This is a genomic window from Cobetia sp. 5-11-6-3 (assembly GCF_013374055.1).
Lineage (GTDB): Bacteria > Pseudomonadota > Gammaproteobacteria > Pseudomonadales > Halomonadaceae > Cobetia > Cobetia marina.
The window spans coordinates 263,287-281,887 of record NZ_BLWJ01000002.1; the positions used below are offsets into that span (position 1 = coordinate 263,287).

The window sequence follows — 18,601 nt, forward strand, 5'->3', positions numbered from 1 at the left end:
TGTTGTCGTTGTCGTTATCGTGCTGGCCGTCATTCACCATCGGTGAGGCGGGTATAGGCGTCCGGACGGCGGTCGCGGAAGAACTGCCAGTTGTTGCGCACCTCGCGCACCATCGACATGTCGAGGTCGTGGATCAACAGCTCGTCCTCGGTGGCACTGGCCTGGGCTTCGATCTGGCCGCGTGGATTCACGAAGTAGGAGGAACCGTAGAACTCGCCGATATCCCAGGGTTGTTCATGGCCGACACGGTTGATGGCGGCGATGTAGCAGCCATTGGCGGCGGCGGAGGCGGGCTGTTCCAGCTCCCACAGATACTGGGAGAGGCCGGCGACGGTGGCGGAGGGATTGAAGATGATCTCGGCGCCGTTGAGCGCCAATGCGCGCCAGCCTTCCGGGAAGTGGCGGTCGTAGCAGATGTAGACGCCGATGCGCCCGTAGGCGGTGTCGAAGACCGGCCAGTCGGACTTGCCGGGCTTGAAGAAGAATTTCTCCCAGAAGCCCGCCACCTGCGGGATGTGGGTCTTGTGATACTTGCCCAGATAGCTGCCGTCGGCATCGATGACGGCGGCGGTGTTGTAGTACACCCCCGGCTGCACTTCCTCGTAGAGGGGCACGATGATCACCATCTGATGCTTCTTCGCGTACTGCTGCATCAGGGTGACGGTGGGGCCGTCGGGCACGCGCTCGGCGGCGGCATACCACTTGGCATCCTGGCTCGGGCAGAAATAGGGCTGATTGAAGACTTCCTGGAAGCACAGGATCTTGACGCCTGCCTCACCGGCCTGGTCGATCAGCGGCAGGTGGGCCTCGTTCATGGCATCGCGGATCTGTGCGGGCTCGAGGTCGGTGGAGACGTTGAGTCCCATCTGGATGACGGCGCAGCGCAGCTTGCCGGCATCCTCGGTATAGGAGATGCGGGAGTCGTTCGACATGTCATCCTCATCGGGCGGCTTGGCGCCGGTTGTTGTTGTCTTCAATGAGTGCTGGTGGGCAGAGCGGGTGAACCGGGATGGCGCGAAATGGGTTCTGGAAAATCACTCCGCCTGTCCGGAAAGTCTGCATGCCGGCGGCAGGTATCGTGGGTCAGGGAAGGTCCGATGCAAATCCTGTCTCGCCAGTCAGCTTAATGAACATTAGACAGTGTTCCCGCGTTCGGCAAGACGAAGTGTCAAATAAAGTCTCGTGAATTTATCTTGTTGTTATAAAAGGATTTTCGGTCAAGATTTCGCATGAATTCACCATTGTGGTGCCAGGAGAATCAGCGTGGTTCACGCGATTTTCAAAGGGAAACTCAATGCGCATCAGTGGCTTGTGATCGTCTGTATGCGCCCTGTGCAAGACCGCCTTGCACCAGCTTGGAACCTGACCATACTGACAATTGGCGCGAACACGGCGTGTCGCCACCTGATGGGCATCAGACGGTCAAACCCGCGCCATTGCCTCTCAAGTTGTCTTGCGCGACAGGTTTGATTTGACGGCAATAATGCCGCCATCGGCATGCGATTTGCCCATGAAAGGTACCGCTTCATGATGATGGGTAATTCGAGCATCCCTTGGCTGAAACAGGGTGAAAAGTGAATCAGGAGGGTGAAGGAAGGGACGGATCTTCAAAGACGGCAAGACGCGCCACAGAGCGCAAAGCCAGGACAAGCGACGTGCATCACCCTCAACAATAACAACAGCTGAACAGGTGAGGACTCATGGCCCCGACACAGACTCGCTCGCACATGGTGCGCAGCAATGAGGAAATGATCGAGCTGGTGGTGGCGCAGGACGTCGCCCGCAGCCCGCGCTACAACGAGGATATCGCGCCGACCAGGAGCGCTGAGCGCACCTGGTCGCGCTGGAATATCGCCGCGCTGTGGGTCGGCATGTCGATCTGCGTACCCACCTATACCCTGGGCGGCGTGCTCACTGCCTACTTCGGATTGAGTGTCGGCGAGGCGCTGATCACGATTCTGGTCGCCAATCTGGTGGTACTGATTCCACTGACGCTGAACGCCTTCCCCGGCACGCGTTTCGGGATTCCCTTTCCGGTAGTGCTGCGTTCATCGTTCGGGATCATCGGCTCCAACGTGCCGTGCATGATTCGGGCGGTGGTCGCCTGTGGCTGGTTCGGTATCCAGACGATGTTCGGCGGCCTGGCGATTCACCTGCTGCTGTCGAGCCTCTCGGCCGACTGGAAGGCACTGGGCGGGGTAGGCGAGGTCATCGGCTTCTTCATCTTCTGGGCGCTCAACCTGTTCGTGGTGATTCGCGGCGCGGAATCCATCAAGTGGCTGGAGACGCTCTCCGCGCCCTTGCTGCTGGCGGTGGGGGTCGGCCTGATGGTGTGGGCGCTGCCGCATACCTCGATCAGCGAACTGCTGGCCCAGCCACCGAATCGTCCCGAAGGCGATGGCGTGGCCAGCTACTTCATGGCGGGCCTGACCGCGATGGTCGGCTTCTGGGCGACGCTGTCGCTGAACATCCCGGACTTCAGTCGTTACGCGAAGAGCCAGAAGGACCAGATCGTCGGTCAGATCATCGGCCTGCCGCTGACGATGTTCTTCTTCGCGGCGCTCGGCGTGGTGCTGACGGCCGCTTCCAGCTCGCTGGTGGGGGAGACCATCTCCGACCCGGTCAACCTGATCGGTCGCATCGACAGCCCCGGCTGGGTCGCCATCGCCATGGTGCTGATCATCATCGCGACGCTCTCCACCAACACCGCCGCCAACATCGTCTCGCCGACCAATGATTTCCAGAACATCGCGCCGAAATTCATCAACCAGACGCGCGGCGTGCTGCTCACCGGGCTGGTCGGGGTGCTGCTGATGGGCTTCGAGCTGATCAAGAAGATGGGCTGGATCGTCTCCGACGTGAGCCTCGAGAGCCTCTATTCCAACTGGCTGCTGGGCTATTCGAGTCTGCTGGGGCCGATCGCGGGAATCATGATCGTCGACTACTTCGTGATCCGTCGCCAGTCCTTCGATCTGCCGGCGCTCTATCTGGATGGCAGCACCTACCCGGCCTTCAATCCAGCGGGCTTCATCGCCTTCTTCGTGCCGGTGGGGCTGACGGTGATCAGCTTCTCGCAGCCCGGGCTTTCCTGGTTCTACGACTACGGCTGGTTCACCGGCTCGCTGCTGGGGGCGCTGGTCTACTTCGTGGCCAGCAAGCTGCTGGTCAAGGCGCCTCCGGTGCACCTGCCGGAGGCGATACCGGGTGGCGGCGCACAGCGTGCCTGATGCCGCTGGCGGATAGCTCGCAACGCAACGTGCAACGACAGACGGGCTGCCCATCGGCAGCCCGTCTGTCGTCGTGGCAAGGGGAAGTGACGGCCGGTTGAGGCATTCGCGCCCTGGCCGTCAGCCCACCAGGCCGGGGATGCCGTCCTCGAAGCGCTCGACCATGAAGTCGACGAACTGGCGCACCTTGGGTGAGAGATGGCGGTGGCGGGGATAGACGATCCACACCCCGGTATCGCGCACCTGATACTCATCCAGCACCGAGATCAGCTGGCCACTGGCCAGGTGAGGCGCGACGTAATAGTCGGGAATCTGGGCAAGCCCGAGGCCCTTGAGCGTGGCGTCCAGCAGTGCCGGCCCGGAATTGGCCTGCCAGCTGCCGGAGATGCGCACCTCGCGTCGCTGGCCCTCGACCTCGAACAGCCATTCACGCTTGGAGCCCGCCAGGCAGCGGTGGCTGGAGAGCTCCGCCAGCGTGTGCGGGCGCGGCGCACGCTGAAAGTAGTCGTGCGAGGCGACGACATACTCCTGGCGGTCCACCAGTCGCCGCGCGATCAGCGAGGAGTCCTTGAGCACGCCCATGCGAATGGCGACATCGAAGCCCTCGTCGATCAATTCCACCGGACGATTGGTGAAGTGCATCTGCACCTCCAGCTGCGGGTGCATCAGCTGGAAGTCGTTGACCAGTGGCGCGACGTAGCGCTCACCGAAGGTGGTGGCGCTGGTCAGCTTGAGCACGCCGCTGGGACGGGCATGGAAGTCGCCGATGGCCTGTTCGGCGGCGCGGAAGCCATCGAAGAGGTGATGGCAGTGCTCGTAATACACCTGTCCGGCATCGGTGAGACGCGTCTGACGGGTCGTGCGATAGAGCAACTGGGTATCAAGCTGGGCTTCCAGCTGGCTGATCAGGCGACTGACATGTGAGCTGGAGACCCCGAGATGACGGGCGGCACCGGAAAACGAGCCGATTCTGACGACTTCCACAAAGGCTTCGATGCGGTCCCAACGCTGCATGCCCGCTCCTCATCATTGTTGTTGAGTGACAATAATCATCTGAGTGCTGACGGCTTAATCCCGCCAAGGTCACTGCGTAGACTGTGTTGCATACTGATGGCACCGCACGCGTTGCGGCAATGCATTGCTCCTTGCCTGTCCCCCCGCGTGAGCCCCTTGTGAGCAAGGGGTCACCGACAGGCTCGCCGGGAGAATGCCACGGATCAGTCTACCGCCATTGTTGCTCCGAGGAGATATTAATGAAATCACGTGCTGCGATTGCGCTGGAAGCCGGCAAGCCGCTGGAGCTGGTCGAGATCGATGTCGAAGGACCTAAGGCCGGCGAGGTGTTGGTACGCATCGTCAATACCGCCGTCTGCCACACCGATGCCTACACCCTGTCCGGCGCAGACCCCGAAGGCCTGTTCCCGTCCGTGCTGGGCCATGAAGGCGCGGGTATCGTCGAGGAAGTGGGCGAGGGCGTCACCGGTCTGGTGCCGGGCGACCACGTCATCCCGCTCTATACCGCCGAATGTGGCAAGTGCAAGTTCTGCCTCTCCGGCAAGACCAACCTGTGCAGCGCCGTGCGTGCCACCCAGGGTCGCGGCCTGATGCCGGACGGCACCTCGCGCTTCTCCCTCGATGGCAAGATGCTGCACCACTACATGGGCACCTCTACCTTCTCCGAGTACACCGTGGTGCCGGAAGTCTCGCTGGCCAAGGTGTCCAAGGAAGCGCCGCTGGACAAGATCTGCCTGCTGGGCTGTGGCGTCACCACCGGTATCGGTGCGGTGATGAACACCGCCAAGGTCGAGCCGGGTGCCACCGTGGCCATCTTCGGTCTCGGTGCCATCGGTCTGGCCGCCATCCAGGGCGCGGTGATGGCCAAGGCGTCGCGCATCATCGCCATCGACATCAATGAGGACAAGTTCGATCTGGCCCGCAAGTTCGGCGCCACCGACTTCGTCAACCCGAGCAAGCTGTCCGTGCCGGTCCAGGAAGCCATCGTCGACATGACCGACGGCGGCGTCGATTACTCCTTCGAGTGCATCGGCAACGTCAAGGTCATGCGTGCCGCGCTCGAGTGCGCGCACAAGGGCTGGGGCGAATCCATCATCATCGGCGTCGCCGGTGCCGGTGAAGAGATCGCCACCCGTCCGTTCCAGCTGGTGACCGGGCGCGTCTGGAAAGGCTCCGCCTTCGGTGGCGTCAAGGGCCGTACCGAGCTTCCGGGCTACGTCGAGCGCTACATGGATGGCGCGATCAACCTCGACGACTTCGTCACCCACCAGATGCCGTTCGAGAAGATCAACGAGGCCTTCGACCTGCTGCATGAAGGCAAGTCGATCCGTACCGTGCTGAGCTTCTGATCCGCGAGCGATCTTTGGCTGAAACGCCTCCGGGCCGGGCAGGCAAGCGTGATGCCTGGGCGGGCTCGGAGCGTGAAACGGCGTCGGCTTGCCGACGCCGTCTTCATGAGGCGATATCACAAGGGAGAGCATGATGACCGCGACCGAACAACTCGAGCTGGTCAGCGCCAACAAGGTGCATGGTGGCTGGCTCAAGCGTTACCGTCACCGCAGCGGCAGTCTGGATTGCGACATGGTGTTCGCCATCTATCTGCCGCCGCAGGCCGAACAGGGCCCGGTGCCGATGCTGTGGTGGCTGTCGGGGCTGACCTGCACTGACGAGAACTTCATGCAGAAGGCCGGCGCGCAGCGCAAGGCAGCCGAGCTGGGCATCGCCCTGATCTGCCCGGACACCAGCCCGCGTGGCGTGGACCTGCCCGGCGAAGACGAGAGCTATGACTTCGGCAGCGGTGCCGGCTTCTACGTCAATGCCACCCGCGAGCCGTGGGCGCGCCATTACCGCATGTACGACTACGTCACCGAGGAGTTGCCGGCGCTCGTCAAGCGTCACTTCCCGGTGGATGGCGAACGCGAGTCCATCTCCGGTCACTCCATGGGCGGCCACGGCGCGCTGATCTGCGCGCTGAAGAATCCGGGGCGCTATCGCTCGGTCTCCGCCTTCGCGCCGATCGCCAATCCGATGGCCTGCCCGTGGGGCGAGAAGGCCTTCAGCGGCTATCTCGGCGATGACCGCACCCAGTGGGCGCAGTGGGATACCTGCGAGCTGGTCAAGCAGGCGGGCAACAGCGGTGCCGCGCGTCAGGAGCTGTTCGTCGAGCAGGGCGAGAATGACCAGTTCCTGGAAGAGCAGCTCAAGCCGGAGCGTCTGGAGGCGGTCTGCGCCGAGCAGGACCACCCGCTGATCCTGCGTCGCCAGCCCGGCTACGATCACAGCTACTTCTTCATGGCCAGCTTCATCGATGAGCATCTGACCTACCATGCGAAACACCTCCTTTGAGGTGTGAGTGTGGTGGCCGGTAGAGATGAAAAGGCATGCGAAGCACCTTCTTTCTTGAGGTGAGTCTGAAGCCTCGAGCTGTGATGTGACATTGCCAGCCACAGGGGATCGCTCCCCGAGCAGAGAACCTGCGTGAAAGACAGAAACGACAGCCCCGGCATCCATCACAGGATGTCGGGGTTGTCGTTTTTCCGTCATGAGCGACACCACCCTTCAGAACCTTTCGCTATGAAGGGCGGTTTTCGTGGCTCGCGGTTATATCGCATCGATGTCAGCCAATCACGGCGTTATTCTGTGCCGTACAGCAACGATGATTTGCCGTGCAGCGGCGATTTAATCGCTGCGCGGTATCAGGGCGATGGTTTACTGTCGAGAGGTGGACAACGCACGACGTCCAAGCAGTGATTCACGACACCCCTGACGTTATCGGACTCCTTCGGGTCGTATCCCGAGTCGCTCAAGCGAGAGATCACGATGATGGCTGTCATCACTGCTGGAATCGCCAACCTTCCGGTCGATTCCCTGCTGAGTGCCAACAACGACAATATCGCGGGCCCCCTGATCGCCGACTGATCCGGGTGAGGGCATTCATGCTCCGGTCTGCAACTCAGGCAGATAGCAAGAAGGAGTTCCCCATGGCACTGACCAGTGGCCGCATTGATCGCCCGCACGATCGCTCTCACATGACATCCGGCTTTTCCTCCGATTCCCGCCGGGCGGGGGCTCTCTCGCTGGGCCCTCAGGCCGGCGAGACACGCCAGCCGCAGACCATCGGCTTCCTGCTGCTCGACAGCTTCACGCTCATCTCGCTGGCCTCGGCGGTGGAACCGCTGCGCATGGCCAATCAGCTGGCCGGACGTGAGCTGTATCGCTGGTACACCGTGACCCTGGAAGGCATGCCCGTGCGTGCCAGCGATGGTCTGCAGGTCACGCCGGATGTGTCGGCCGAGACCTGTCCGGCGCTGGACATGGCCATCGTCTGTGGCGGCGTCGGTATCCAGCGGGCGGTGCAGCGCCCGCATGTCAGCTGGCTGCAGGCCCAGGCGCGCGCTGGCCGTCAGCTGGGCGCCGTGTGTACCGGCAGCTGGGCGCTGGCGCAGGCCGGGCTGCTGGAAGGTCACGAGACCAGCATTCACTGGGAGTGTCTGGCGGCCATGCAGGAGGCCTTCCCGCGCGTACCGCTGACCACGCGGCTGTTCTCCATCGACCAGCAGCGTGCTACCGCCTCGGGCGGCACCGCGCCGATGGACATGGTATTGACCATGATCGCTCGCGAGCATGGCCGCGAGCTGGCGGCGGGCATCTCCGAGATGTTCATCTGTGACCGCGTGCGCGGCGAGCAGGACCAGCAGCGTGTCCCGCTCAAGCACGTGCTGGGCACCACCCAGCCCAAGCTTCTGGAAATCGTCGCGCTGATGGAGGCCAATCTGGAGGAGCCCATCGGTCTGGACGAGCTGGCCCACTACGTGGATGTCTCGCGCCGTCAGCTGGAGCGCCTGTTCCAGCGCTATCTGCACTGCTCACCGTCGCGCTACTACCTCAAGCTGCGCCTGACGCGGGCGCGTCAGCTGCTCAAGCAGACGGCGCTGTCGATCATCGAGGTGGCCTCGGCCTGTGGCTTCGTCTCCACGCCGCACTTCTCCAAATGCTACCGCGAGTACTTCGGCATGCCGCCGCGCGATGAGCGTATCGGTGGTGAGCGTCAGCCCGGCGTGTCTGACGTGCCGTGTCGTGCCGATGTCGATCATCAGCTGCACGGCGTGGCCAGTCTGGAAGGCGTACTGCATGGTGCCATCCATCAGTCGCTGAGCCAGACGACTGCCTCCTCGCCGCTGCATACCGCCGCCGAATCGCCGGTATCCTCGGCGATCCTGGCGCTGGCCAATGCGCGTGGCGAGCCAACCTACGCAAGCGTCAGGCTCTGATCGCCATACACTTGCGTGACGGGATGACCCCTCGATGCCCCTGCCCTTCGGCCGGGGCATCTTGGTTTTCACAGGAGCCATCGGCGGGCTCTGGTACACTCGAGCGCTGCATGAGGCAGTAGCTGACAACAAGGGCTGGGAGACGGGATGTCCCGTCGTGATCAGCCACGACACGCGCGACAGGGGACGGCGAGGGATGGCACGAACACAGGGGCAGAAGACCCGCGATGGGCAATCGGCACGCCGCGGCGCGACACGCAGGCCGGCGGGGTCCGTGAAGATGCGCCCGATGGAGCGTCTGCGCTGGCTGGCGGTGTGGGCATTCAAGATCGTCGCCTGCTGGATGGTGGCCTGTGTCGGCCTGGTGGTGTTGCTGCGCTTCGTGCCATTGCCGGTGTCGATGGTGATGCTGGAGAAGTGGGGCTACAGCCTGGTCTCGGGGGCGCCGATGGCGCTCCAGCATGACTGGGTGCCGATGGAGGAGATTTCCCGCAATGCCCGGCTGGCGGTGATCGCCTCGGAAGACCAGAAATTTCCCGATCACTACGGCTTCGATGTCGATCAGATCGTCAAGGCCATCGATGCGCGCCTGGCCGGTGAGCGTCTGCGTGGCGCCAGTACCATCAGCCAGCAGACCGCCAAGAATGTCTTCCTGTGGAACGGGCGCAGCTGGGTGCGCAAGGGGCTGGAGGTCTGGTTCACCATCCTGATCGAGGTGATCTGGCCCAAGGAGCGCATTCTCGAGGTCTATCTGAACGTCGCCGAGTGGGGGCCGGGGGTGTTCGGTGTCGAGGCTGCGGCCGAACATCACTTCAATACCGATGCCGCCAGCCTGTCCGCCTACCAGGCCAGCCTGCTGGCGGCGGTACTGCCCAATCCGATCCGCTTCAATGCCGGCAAGCCCTCGGCCTATATCCAGCGGCGTGCCAGCTGGACGCGGCGCCAGATGAACAATCTCGGCATGGGCTATCTCAAGCGGCTGGAACAGCCGCGTGGCTGGTTGAGCTGGGACCTGCTGCCTTCGCTGAAGGAGCTGTCCCCCGCGCACTGACCGGCTTGACGGTACACCATCGGCTGTCCCACGACGCCCCGGCTCTCTCGAGTCGGGGCGTCGTCGTTTCAGAAACGACAGTCCTGACGCGATTCGGTAGCCACGCGTCGTATCTGGCGTCAGAGGGGGAAGAGGGCAGGACTATGCTGGCACAGCCTGCTGGAGATCGTGTTCCGGCAGACCCTGTCCGCCGGGTACGGGCAGTGACCTGACTTCCAGAGCCGCCTGCCCAGCGCCGGAGCGACATGATGTCCGAATTCTCCTCCTCCTTCGGTGGGTCCGATGCGGCCCGCGCCCTGCACGATGACAGCATCGTCATCGATGGTCTGGTGATCGCCAAGTGGCAGCGCGAGCTGTTCGAGGACATGCGCAAGGGCGGTCTGAGTGCGGCCAACTGCACCGTCTCGGTCTGGGAAGGCTTCCAGGCGACCGTCAACAACATCGTCAAGAGCAACCAGCTGATCGCCGAGAGCAGTGACCTGGTCTGCGTGGCGCGCACCGCCGCCGACATCCGCGCCGCCAAGGCCGCGGGCAAGACCGGCATCATCTACGGCTTCCAGAATGCCAACGCCTATGAAGACCAGATCGGCTATGTCGATGTCTTCAAGCAGCTCGGCGTGGGCATCGTGCAGATGTGCTACAACACCCAGAATCTGGTCGGTACCGGCTGCTACGAGCGCGATGGCGGCCTGTCCGGCTTCGGGCGCGAGATGGTCGCCGAGATGAACCGCGTCGGCGTGATGTGTGACCTGTCCCACGTCGGCTCGAAGACCTCCGAGGAAGTCATCCTCGAATCGAAAGTCCCTGTCTGCTACTCCCACTGCGCGCCGGCCGGTCTCAAGGACCACCCGCGCAACAAGTCCGATGCCGAGCTGCGCTTCATCGCCGAACACGGCGGCTTCGTCGGCGTCACCATGTTCACCCCCTTCCTCCGGGCCGGCGTCAACGCCACCGTCGATGACTACGTCGAGGCCATCGAATACGTGATGAACCTGGTCGGCGAGGATGCCATCGGCATCGGCACCGATTTCACCCAGGGTCACGGTCAGGACTTCTTCGAGTGGCTGACCCACGACAAGGGCTACGCCCGTCGTCTGACCAACTTCGGCAAGATCGTCAATCCGGAAGGCATCCGCACCATCGGCGAGTTCCCCAATCTGACCGAGGCGCTGCTGCGTCGCGGCATGAGCGAGCACCAGGTGCGCAAGATCATGGGCGAGAACTGGCTGCGCACGCTGGAAAACGTCTGGGGCGGCTGAGTCTGCCTGCCTGGGCCTTTTCTGGTTCGCTCTTTCTTGATCGCACTTTCGTGATCTCTCTCCTGATCTCTTTCTTGAACTCTCTTTTGCATCTCCCTTTCAGCCCCTTTTGAGGACACCGACATGAGCAAGATGGCCCCTGAACTGCCGATCGAGGTGGATAGCGAGACCGGCGTCTGGACCTCCGACGCACTGCCGATGCTGTACGTGCCGCGTCACTTCTTCATCAACAACCATGTCGCGGTGGAAGAGGCGCTGGGCGTGGAGAAGTACGCCGAGATTCTCTATCACGCCGGCTACAAGAGCGCCTGGCACTGGTGCGAGAAGGAAGCCGAGCTGCACGGCCTGGTCGGCGTGGAAGTCTTCGAGCACTACATGAAGCGTCTATCGCAGCGCGGCTGGGGTCTGTTCATCACCGAGGAGATCGATCTGGAGCGCGGCACCTGCAAGGTACGCCTGGAGCACTCCTGCTTCGTCTATCAGCAGGGCAAGACCGGCACAAAGCTTGAGTACATGTTCACCGGCTGGTTCGCCGGCGCGATGGACCAGATTCTGGCCGCGCGTGGCAGCGAGCTGCGCACCGTCGCCGTCCAGACCCAGAGCGGTGGTGAGGAAGGCTGTGATGTGGGGTATTTCGAGGTCGCTCCCGGAACAGTGTGACGTTTTCAGATCCGCCACTCTCTATTCCATGGCTCGGGTCAAGGCCCAGGCCCGGCCCAGGTCCGGACCAGGCAAAAGGCAAAAGGCAAAAGCAAAAACCGGCTGCCCGATCCTCTCTCTGTCACGACACTCACCACATACACAACAACGACAACGCAACGCCTGAGCGCCGCCTTTCCTGACATGCAAGACGCCTGACGCCGCCCGCCGCCACGAGCCCCGACTCGAGGCGGCGGGCAGGCCAGGCCGGCGTGACAAGGCGGCGCTCTCCCCGGCGAGGAGCTTTCACCATGGCATTCGACGCACTCTTCCAGCCGATCGAGATCGGCAAGCTGACCATCCGCAACCGCGTCGTCAGTACCGCCCATGCCGAGGTGTATGCCACCGATGGCGGCATGACCACCGAGCGCTACGTGCGCTACTACGAAGAGAAGGCCAAGGGCGGGTGTGGCCTGTGCATCTGTGGTGGCTCCTCGGTGGTCTCCATCGACAGCCCGCAGGGCTGGTGGAGCTCCGTCAATCTGTCGACCGACCGCATCATCCCGCATTTCCAGAATCTGGCCGATGCCGTGCACAAGCATGGCGGCAAGATCATGATCCAGATTACCCACATGGGCCGTCGCTCACGCTGGGACGGTTTCGACTGGACCTCGCTGATGTCGCCGTCCGGTATCCGCGAGCCGGTGCACCGCTCCACCTGCAAGACCATCGAGGTGGAGGAGATCCAGCGCATCATCGCCGACTTCGCCCAGGCGGCGCGGCGTGCCAAGGAAGGCGGCCTGGACGGCGTCGAGCTGTCCGCCGTGCACCAGCACCTGATCGACCAGTTCTGGAGCCCGCGCGTCAACAAGCGCACCGATGAGTGGGGCGGCAGCTTCGAGGGTCGCATGAAGTTCGGTATCGAGGTGCTCAAGGCGGTGCGCGCCGAGGTCGGCGACGACTTCGTGGTCGGCATGCGCATCTGTGGTGATGAATTCCATCCCGATGGCCTGTCGCATGACGACATGAAGCAGATCGCGGCCTATTACGACGCCACGGGTCTGCTCGATTTCTTCGGCGTGATCGGCTCCGGCTGCGATACCCACAACAGCCTCGCCAACGTCATTCCCAACATGTCCTACCCGCCGGAACCCTTCCTGCACCTGGCCTCCGGCATCAAGGAAGTGGTCAAGATTCCGGTGATCCACGCCCAGAACATCAAGGACCCCAATCAGGCCGAGCGCATCCTGGAAGGCGGCTATGTCGACATGGTCGGCATGACCCGCGCGCACATCGCCGACCCGCACATCATTGCCAAGATCAAGATGGGTCAGCTCGACCAGATCAAGCAGTGCGTCGGCGCCAACTACTGCATCGACCGCCAGTACCAGGGGCTGGACGTGCTGTGCATCCAGAATGCCGCGACGTCACGCGAATACATGGGCCTGCCGCACGAGATCGAGAAGACCAGCGGCCCGGTGCGCAAGGTCGTCATCGTCGGTGGCGGTCCGGCCGGCATGGAAGCGGCCCGCGTGTGTGCCGAGCGTGGCCATGCCGTGACGCTCTTCGAGGCGAAGGAAGAGCTGGGTGGCCAGATCACCACGGCTTCCAAGGCGCCGCAGCGTGACCAGATCGCCGGTATCACCCGCTGGTATCAGCTGGAGCTGGCACGTCTGAAGGTCGACCTGCGCCTGGGCACCCGCGCCGATGAGGCCACCATCCGTGACCTGCGTGCTGACGTGGTGATCCTCGCGGTGGGCGGCCGTCCGTTCATGGAGCAGTTCGAATCCTGGGGCTACGACGAGGACCCGGCCAAGAGCCTGATCGTCTCTTCCTGGGACGTGCTGGACGGGCGTGTCGCGCCGGGCAGCAACGTGCTGATCTACGACAGCATCTGCGAATTCTCCGGTGTCTCGGTGGCCGATTATCTGGCCACCAAGGGCGCCAGGGTCGAGATCGTCACCGATGACATCAAGCCGGGGGCGGCGGTCGGCGGTACCACCTTCCCGACCTATTACCGCAGCCTGTATGCCAAGGAAGTCGTGATGACCTCCGACATGGTGCTGCATGAGGTCTACCGCGAAGGCGAGGGGCTGGTGGCGGTGCTCGAGAATGAATACACCGGCACGCTGGAAGAACGCGTCGTCGACCAGATCGTGGTCGAGAACGGCGTGCGCCCGGATGAAGCGCTCTACTACGCCTTCAAGGACGGCTCGCTCAACAAGGGCCAGATCGACGTCGAGTCGCTCTACGCCATCAAGCCGCAGCCGTGCCTGAGTCAGGCCACCGACGGGGATGATTACCTGCTGTTCCGTCTCGGCGACTGCAATGCACCGCGCAACACCCACGCCGCCATCTATGACGCCCTGCGCCTGTGCAAGGATTTCTGATCGCGTCTGACACATCGGTGGGAGGTTTGGCTATGAACGAAACAGTGTTGTCGGTGTTGATCTTCGCCGCCTTGGCGCTGGCCGCCATCGGTGCGGTCAAGCGCATCGGCCTGTGGCGCCAGGGGCGGGCGGATGCCACGTCCATGAGCGTGGGAGAGCTGATCGCGAGCCTGGCCAAGGTGCCGCGCCGCTACGGGGTGGACCTGCACCACGTGGTCGCGCGGGACCGCTACATGGCCAATACCCACGTCGCCACCGGAGGTGGCTTCGTGGCCGCGGCGCTGCTGATAGTGGTGGTCTACGGCTTCGGCATCGACTCCGCCTGGCTGGGCGTCTTGCTGCTGCTGGCCAGTGGCGCGATGTTCGCTGGTGCGCTGTTCGTGCGTCGTCGTCGTCTCGACCCGCCGGCGCGCCTGTCGCGTGGTCCGTGGATGCGTCTGCCAAAAAGCCTGCTGGTGTTCTCTGCCAGCCTGTTCGTGATGAGTCTGTCACTGGTGCTGCCGGAAGGCGTCGGCGGCATGATCTCCGGCGGTATCCTCGGGCTGGTGCTGGTGGCGGGGATCGCCTGGGGGCTGCTCGAGATGATCGTCGGCATGACCGGCGGTGGCTCGCGCATTACCGGGCCGATGAAGCATGCCTTCGCGGGCGCGCTGCATCTGGCCTTCCATCGGCGTCCGGCGCGTTTCAGCACCCGTGACAGTGCCGGCATCCGCGACAGCGCGCTGCTGCCGCTGGATCTTTCCAATCCCGAGGCACCGCTGGGCGTCGGCAAGCCGTCCGACTTCAACTGGCGTCAGCTGCTGGGCTTCGATGCCTGCGTGCAATGCGGGCGCTGTGAAGCGGTGTGTCCGGCGTTCGCGGCCGGTCAGCCGCTCAATCCCAAGAAACTGATTCAGGACATGGTGGTGGGCATGGCGGGGGGCAGCGATGCCGCCTACGCCGGTTCACCCTATCCGGGCGATGAGCCGAAGCGCGCGCCCGGCCAGCATGGCGGCGGCCCGCAACAGGTCATCGTCGGGGCCTCTCCGCATGCTCGCCCGGCAGGTCAGGCAGCGACTTCTGGGCCGATCCAGATCAAGGCGGCCCCGGGCGCTGCGGGCAAGCCGGCAGACGCCGACAAGCTGATCCACGAATTCACGGTACTGGTCGAGCCGGAAACCCTGTGGGCCTGCACTACCTGTCGTGCCTGCGTCGAGGAGTGCCCGATGATGATCGAGCACGTCGATGCCATCGTCGACATGCGGCGCCACATGACGCTGGAGCAGGGCGCGACCCCAGGCAAGGGCGTCGAGGTGCTCGACAATCTGATCGCCACCGACAATCCGGGCGGTTTCGCGCTCGAGGCGCGTCTGCACTGGGCGGCGGATCTCGACCTGCCGCGCATCGCCGAGGTTCAGGCCGCTCGGGAAGCGGCGCGTGATCCACGTCCGGTGGAAGCGCTGCTGTGGCTGGGCGATGGTGCCTTCGACATGCGCAACCAGCGCACGCTGCGCGCCTTCGTGCAGGTGCTGCGCGCGGCCAGGGTCGATTTCGCCATCCTCGGTGCCGAGGAGCGTGACAGTGGCGACGTGGCACGCCGTCTGGGTGACGAGGCGACCTTCCAGTCGCTGGCCACCCGCAATATCGCCACCCTGTCGAAGTACCGCTTCGCGCGCATCATCACCTGTGATCCGCACAGCTTCCATGTGCTGGGACGTGAATATGCCGCCTTCGGTGGCGACTACCTCGTCAATCACCACACCAGCTACATGAACGAGCTGCTGGCGGCAGGTCGTCTGAGTCTCGATGCCACCAGACTGGCCACGCTCGGCTCGGTCACCTGGCATGACCCCTGCTATCTGGGCCGCTACAACGGGGAATTCGAGGCGCCGCGTACCCTGCTGGCGGCACTGGGACTGGAAGTGCGCGAGATGCAGCGCTCCGGCTTCCGCTCACGCTGCTGTGGTGGCGGCGGTGGCGCGCCGGTGACGGACATTCCCGGCAAGCAGCGTATCCCCGACATGCGCATGGGCGACGTGCGCGAGACCGGCGCCGAGGTAGTGGCGGTGGGCTGCCCGCAGTGCACCGCGATGCTGGAAGGCGTGGTGGCGCCGGCGGGTGAAGCCGAACCCCAGGTGCTGGATCTGGCGGAGCTGATGGCGCGGGCGCTGGTAGCGGATGCGTCCACTCAGGGCTTGTCCACGCAAGGCTTGGCGGCGTCGACCACGCAGCCCACTGACGCGGAGGTGGCGGCATGACAATCCCCGTCGATCCACAAGCAACCGAGCATCCACACCCATCCGAGCGCGAGCCACTGCCACGCCGTGACCCGCGCCTGGAGCAGCAGGCACGCAATCGTCTGCACCCGCAGCATCTCAGCGCGCTGCAGGCGCTGGGCCGAGGCGCGGCCACTCCTCAGGAACGCTGGATGGGCCCGAAGGGCGTGATGCGTCGCAATCCCCACGTCGGCCACTTCATCGCCGCCAATGGCCGCAAACGCATCGACCGCAGTGGCCGCTCCGGGCCTGCCGCGGCAGGTGCCGGTCAGGCCGCCGTCGTTGCCAAGGCGCGCGTGCTGCCGCTGGTCGAGATCGCATCACCCGCCTTCCTGATCGCGGTGGTGCCGGACATGACCGGCGGGCGACTCTCGAGCCACGACCGCGATGTGCTGGGGCTGGCGCGTCAGATCGCCGATGCCGACCCCGCCCATCTGGGGGCGGTGTTGGCCGTCACCTTCGGCACCTTGCGCGAGGAGGGTGACGCCGCCGACAGTGTCGGACTCGGTGCGGCGGGTGCCGATCGCTGGCTGCACTTTGCCGACAGTGTCCACGATGGTTACGCGCCGCTGGCCCAGCTGGCGGAGCTTGAGGCCATTGATACACGCCTGGCACCACGGCTGTGGTTGCTGCCGGAATCCCGCACTGGCGGCGGTGAGCGCGGCCGGCGTCTCGGGGCGCGTCTGCTGTGCCAGGGCGATGCGCTGGCGCGGCCCAGCGGCAATGTCTATCAGCTCGAGGGTGAGCTTGCCGCCATCGGGCGTGGCGAGCTTGCCGAGGTGAACGTCACCGGGCGCAGCGGCAATGGTCAGCAGGACCTGACCCGTCCGCTGACCCGTATCCTGCTGTGCGAGGCGGAATGCGCCGAGCCGGTGGAAGATGTGCGCCACGCCGCGCTGCCGCTTGAGTGGGAGGCGGACAGCACCGCGCGCGCCATACCAGACGTGATCGAGGATCTGGGCCCGGTGGCCGTCGATCCCTCCGCAATCGCGCTGGGCGAGGCGGAATTCATTCTCTCGGCGGGCAACGGCATTCGCGATTGGGATGGCTTCCACCGTGCCGCCAGCCTGCTGGGGGCCACCGAAGGCGCCTCGCGGGTGGCGGTGGATGACGGCTTCATGCCGCGTGCCCGTCAGGTCGGCGCCACCGGTACCTGGGTGACGGCGCGGGTGTACGTGGCGGTGGGCATCTCGGGGGCCATCCAGCATCTGCAGGGCATCCAGCGCTGCGACAAGGTGGTGGCGATCAATCTCGATGGCGGCTGTGACATGGTCAAGCGCGCGGATCTGTCGGTGATCGGCGATGCCGGGGCGATCCTCGCCAGTCTCTGTCAGCAGCTCGAGGCCGAACGCGGTGCCGGTGGTGACGCCCAGGCGGCAGGTGGTGCCTCGGCGGCGGGTCAGTCGTCTACTGCGCCCACTATGTCCTCCAACCCGTCCTCCAACCCGTCATCCAGCCCGTCATCCGCCACGCTTGCCGCCGACGCGGCCTGAACTCGCGCCTGCGACAGGAGAAAGGAGAAGGACATGAAGGCAGATCATTCGTCCATTGCGCAGCAGGCCTCGGAACCGCTTGAGGTCGTGAGTCTGGTATCGCTGGGGCAGCACCCGGTCTCGGGGCGTCTGCGGCGCGCCGAGCAGGATGCCCGCGCCCTGGAGCTGTGTCTGGCATTGGAGCGCCAGTCGGCACCCGGTGCCGTCAGCCTCAGCGCCTGGCACGCCAGTGGCAGCAAGATCGCGCCTGGCAGCGAGCAGGACCAGGCGCTGCGTGGCTATCTGGGCATGGGGCTGGAGTCGTTGACGCTGGTGACGCCTGACTCTCTTCAAGCTGAACCGCTCAAGGCTGTCGATTCGTCGCTCACGGCTGTCGATCCGCAGGCGGCGGCTGCCGATCAACCGGTCATCGATGTCTGGCCGCTGCTGGTGACGCGCCTCAAGCAGGCGGCACCGCAGCTGGTGGTGTGCGGTGGCCAGAGTGAGACCGGCGAGGGCAGTGGCCTGCTGCCGCATCTGCTGGCGGAAAGCCTCGGCTGGCCGCTGGTGGAGGGTATCGTTGCGATCGAGAGCTGCGATGGCGCGCATCTCACCGCCTTGCAGGCCCTGCCGCGTGGCCAGCGGCGGCGACTGCGGGTGAAGCTTCCGGCACTTGTCAGCGTCGATGCCGCCGCGCCGGCGGCACGTCAGTCGGCCTTCGCGCAGGCGCGGCGGGGTGAACTTGCCTCACTGGCAAGCGGTGAGCTTGCCCATGACGCGGTGGCCGAGGCCTTCGGCGTGGCCCCGGCTCGCAAGCGACCCAAGCGCTTGAAGCGCATCAAGGCGACCAGCGCGCGGGACCGCTTCAAGGCCGCGGCCGCCAAGGCCGAAGGGGGGAGCGGCAAGCGTCTGGATGGCGTGAGTGCGGAGGAGGGCGCAGCGGAAATCCTCAAGCTGCTGCGTGAGGAAGGCGTGCTGCGCTGAAGCTGCGCAGACATGAAAACGCCCCTGTCAGCTCGGCTG

The 18,601-nt window shown here is 64.4% G+C and carries 13 protein-coding genes; 11 read left to right on the plus strand and 2 right to left on the minus strand.

Annotation, left to right across the window (positions count from 1 at the left end):
• Positions 1–29: 29 nt before the first annotated feature.
• Complete coding sequence (locus HXS66_RS05095) at positions 30–866, minus strand: nitrilase-related carbon-nitrogen hydrolase (protein WP_373996120.1); 837 nt, start codon at positions 864–866, stop codon at positions 30–32.
• An 834-nt stretch (positions 867–1,700) separates the two neighbouring features.
• On the opposite strand from HXS66_RS05095, the gene HXS66_RS05100 reads away from it, so the two are divergent.
• The gene (locus HXS66_RS05100; protein WP_170877479.1) at positions 1,701–3,227 is read left to right on the plus strand and encodes an NCS1 family nucleobase:cation symporter-1; all 1,527 of its coding nucleotides are present in this window, start codon (positions 1,701–1,703) and stop codon (positions 3,225–3,227) included.
• Between the two features lie 120 nt (positions 3,228–3,347).
• Here HXS66_RS05100 and HXS66_RS05105 read toward each other — a convergent pair whose 3' ends face one another.
• Positions 3,348–4,241 (minus strand): LysR family transcriptional regulator, encoded by an 894-nt coding sequence (locus HXS66_RS05105; protein WP_084209356.1) that lies wholly within the window; start codon positions 4,239–4,241, stop codon positions 3,348–3,350.
• 239 nt (positions 4,242–4,480) lie between these two features.
• Here HXS66_RS05105 and HXS66_RS05110 point away from each other — a divergent pair, with 239 nt between their 5' ends.
• The 10 genes from HXS66_RS05110 (at position 4,481) to HXS66_RS05155 (ending at position 18,562) form a co-directional block, all read left to right on the plus strand.
• Entirely contained in the window at positions 4,481–5,590 is a 1,110-nt protein-coding gene (locus HXS66_RS05110) for an S-(hydroxymethyl)glutathione dehydrogenase/class III alcohol dehydrogenase (RefSeq protein ID WP_077379043.1), read from the plus strand.
• 133 nt (positions 5,591–5,723) lie between these two features.
• On the plus strand, positions 5,724–6,587 hold the full coding sequence (gene fghA, locus HXS66_RS05115) for an S-formylglutathione hydrolase (protein ID WP_084209355.1): 864 nt from the start codon (positions 5,724–5,726) through the stop codon (positions 6,585–6,587).
• Between the two features lie 635 nt (positions 6,588–7,222).
• A complete protein-coding gene (locus HXS66_RS05120) occupies positions 7,223–8,512 on the plus strand; it encodes a GlxA family transcriptional regulator (RefSeq protein ID WP_255303103.1) in 1,290 nt (429 codons plus the stop codon).
• Between the two features lie 289 nt (positions 8,513–8,801).
• Entirely contained in the window at positions 8,802–9,563 is a 762-nt protein-coding gene (mtgA, locus tag HXS66_RS05125) for a monofunctional biosynthetic peptidoglycan transglycosylase (RefSeq protein WP_077379047.1), read from the plus strand.
• Between the two features lie 248 nt (positions 9,564–9,811).
• A complete protein-coding gene (locus HXS66_RS05130; RefSeq protein ID WP_077379049.1) occupies positions 9,812–10,822 on the plus strand; it encodes a dipeptidase in 1,011 nt (336 codons plus the stop codon).
• Between the two features lie 123 nt (positions 10,823–10,945).
• A complete protein-coding gene (locus HXS66_RS05135; RefSeq protein ID WP_043333737.1) occupies positions 10,946–11,482 on the plus strand; it encodes a DUF5943 domain-containing protein in 537 nt (178 codons plus the stop codon).
• A gap of 290 nt (positions 11,483–11,772) precedes the next feature.
• Complete coding sequence (gene dgcA / locus HXS66_RS05140; RefSeq protein WP_077379051.1) at positions 11,773–13,851, plus strand: dimethylglycine demethylation protein DgcA; 2,079 nt, start codon at positions 11,773–11,775, stop codon at positions 13,849–13,851.
• 32 nt (positions 13,852–13,883) lie between these two features.
• Positions 13,884–16,088, plus strand: a complete 2,205-nt coding sequence (locus tag HXS66_RS05145; protein ID WP_176503001.1) for a (Fe-S)-binding protein — start codon at positions 13,884–13,886, stop codon at positions 16,086–16,088.
• Entirely contained in the window at positions 16,085–17,599 is a 1,515-nt protein-coding gene (locus HXS66_RS05150) for an electron transfer flavoprotein subunit alpha/FixB family protein (RefSeq protein WP_176503002.1), read from the plus strand. Before HXS66_RS05145 ends, HXS66_RS05150 begins: the two co-directional genes overlap by 4 nt.
• A 33-nt stretch (positions 17,600–17,632) precedes the next feature.
• On the plus strand, positions 17,633–18,562 hold the full coding sequence (locus tag HXS66_RS05155; RefSeq protein WP_176503003.1) for an electron transfer flavoprotein subunit beta: 930 nt from the start codon (positions 17,633–17,635) through the stop codon (positions 18,560–18,562).
• Positions 18,563–18,601: the final 39 nt, after the last annotated feature.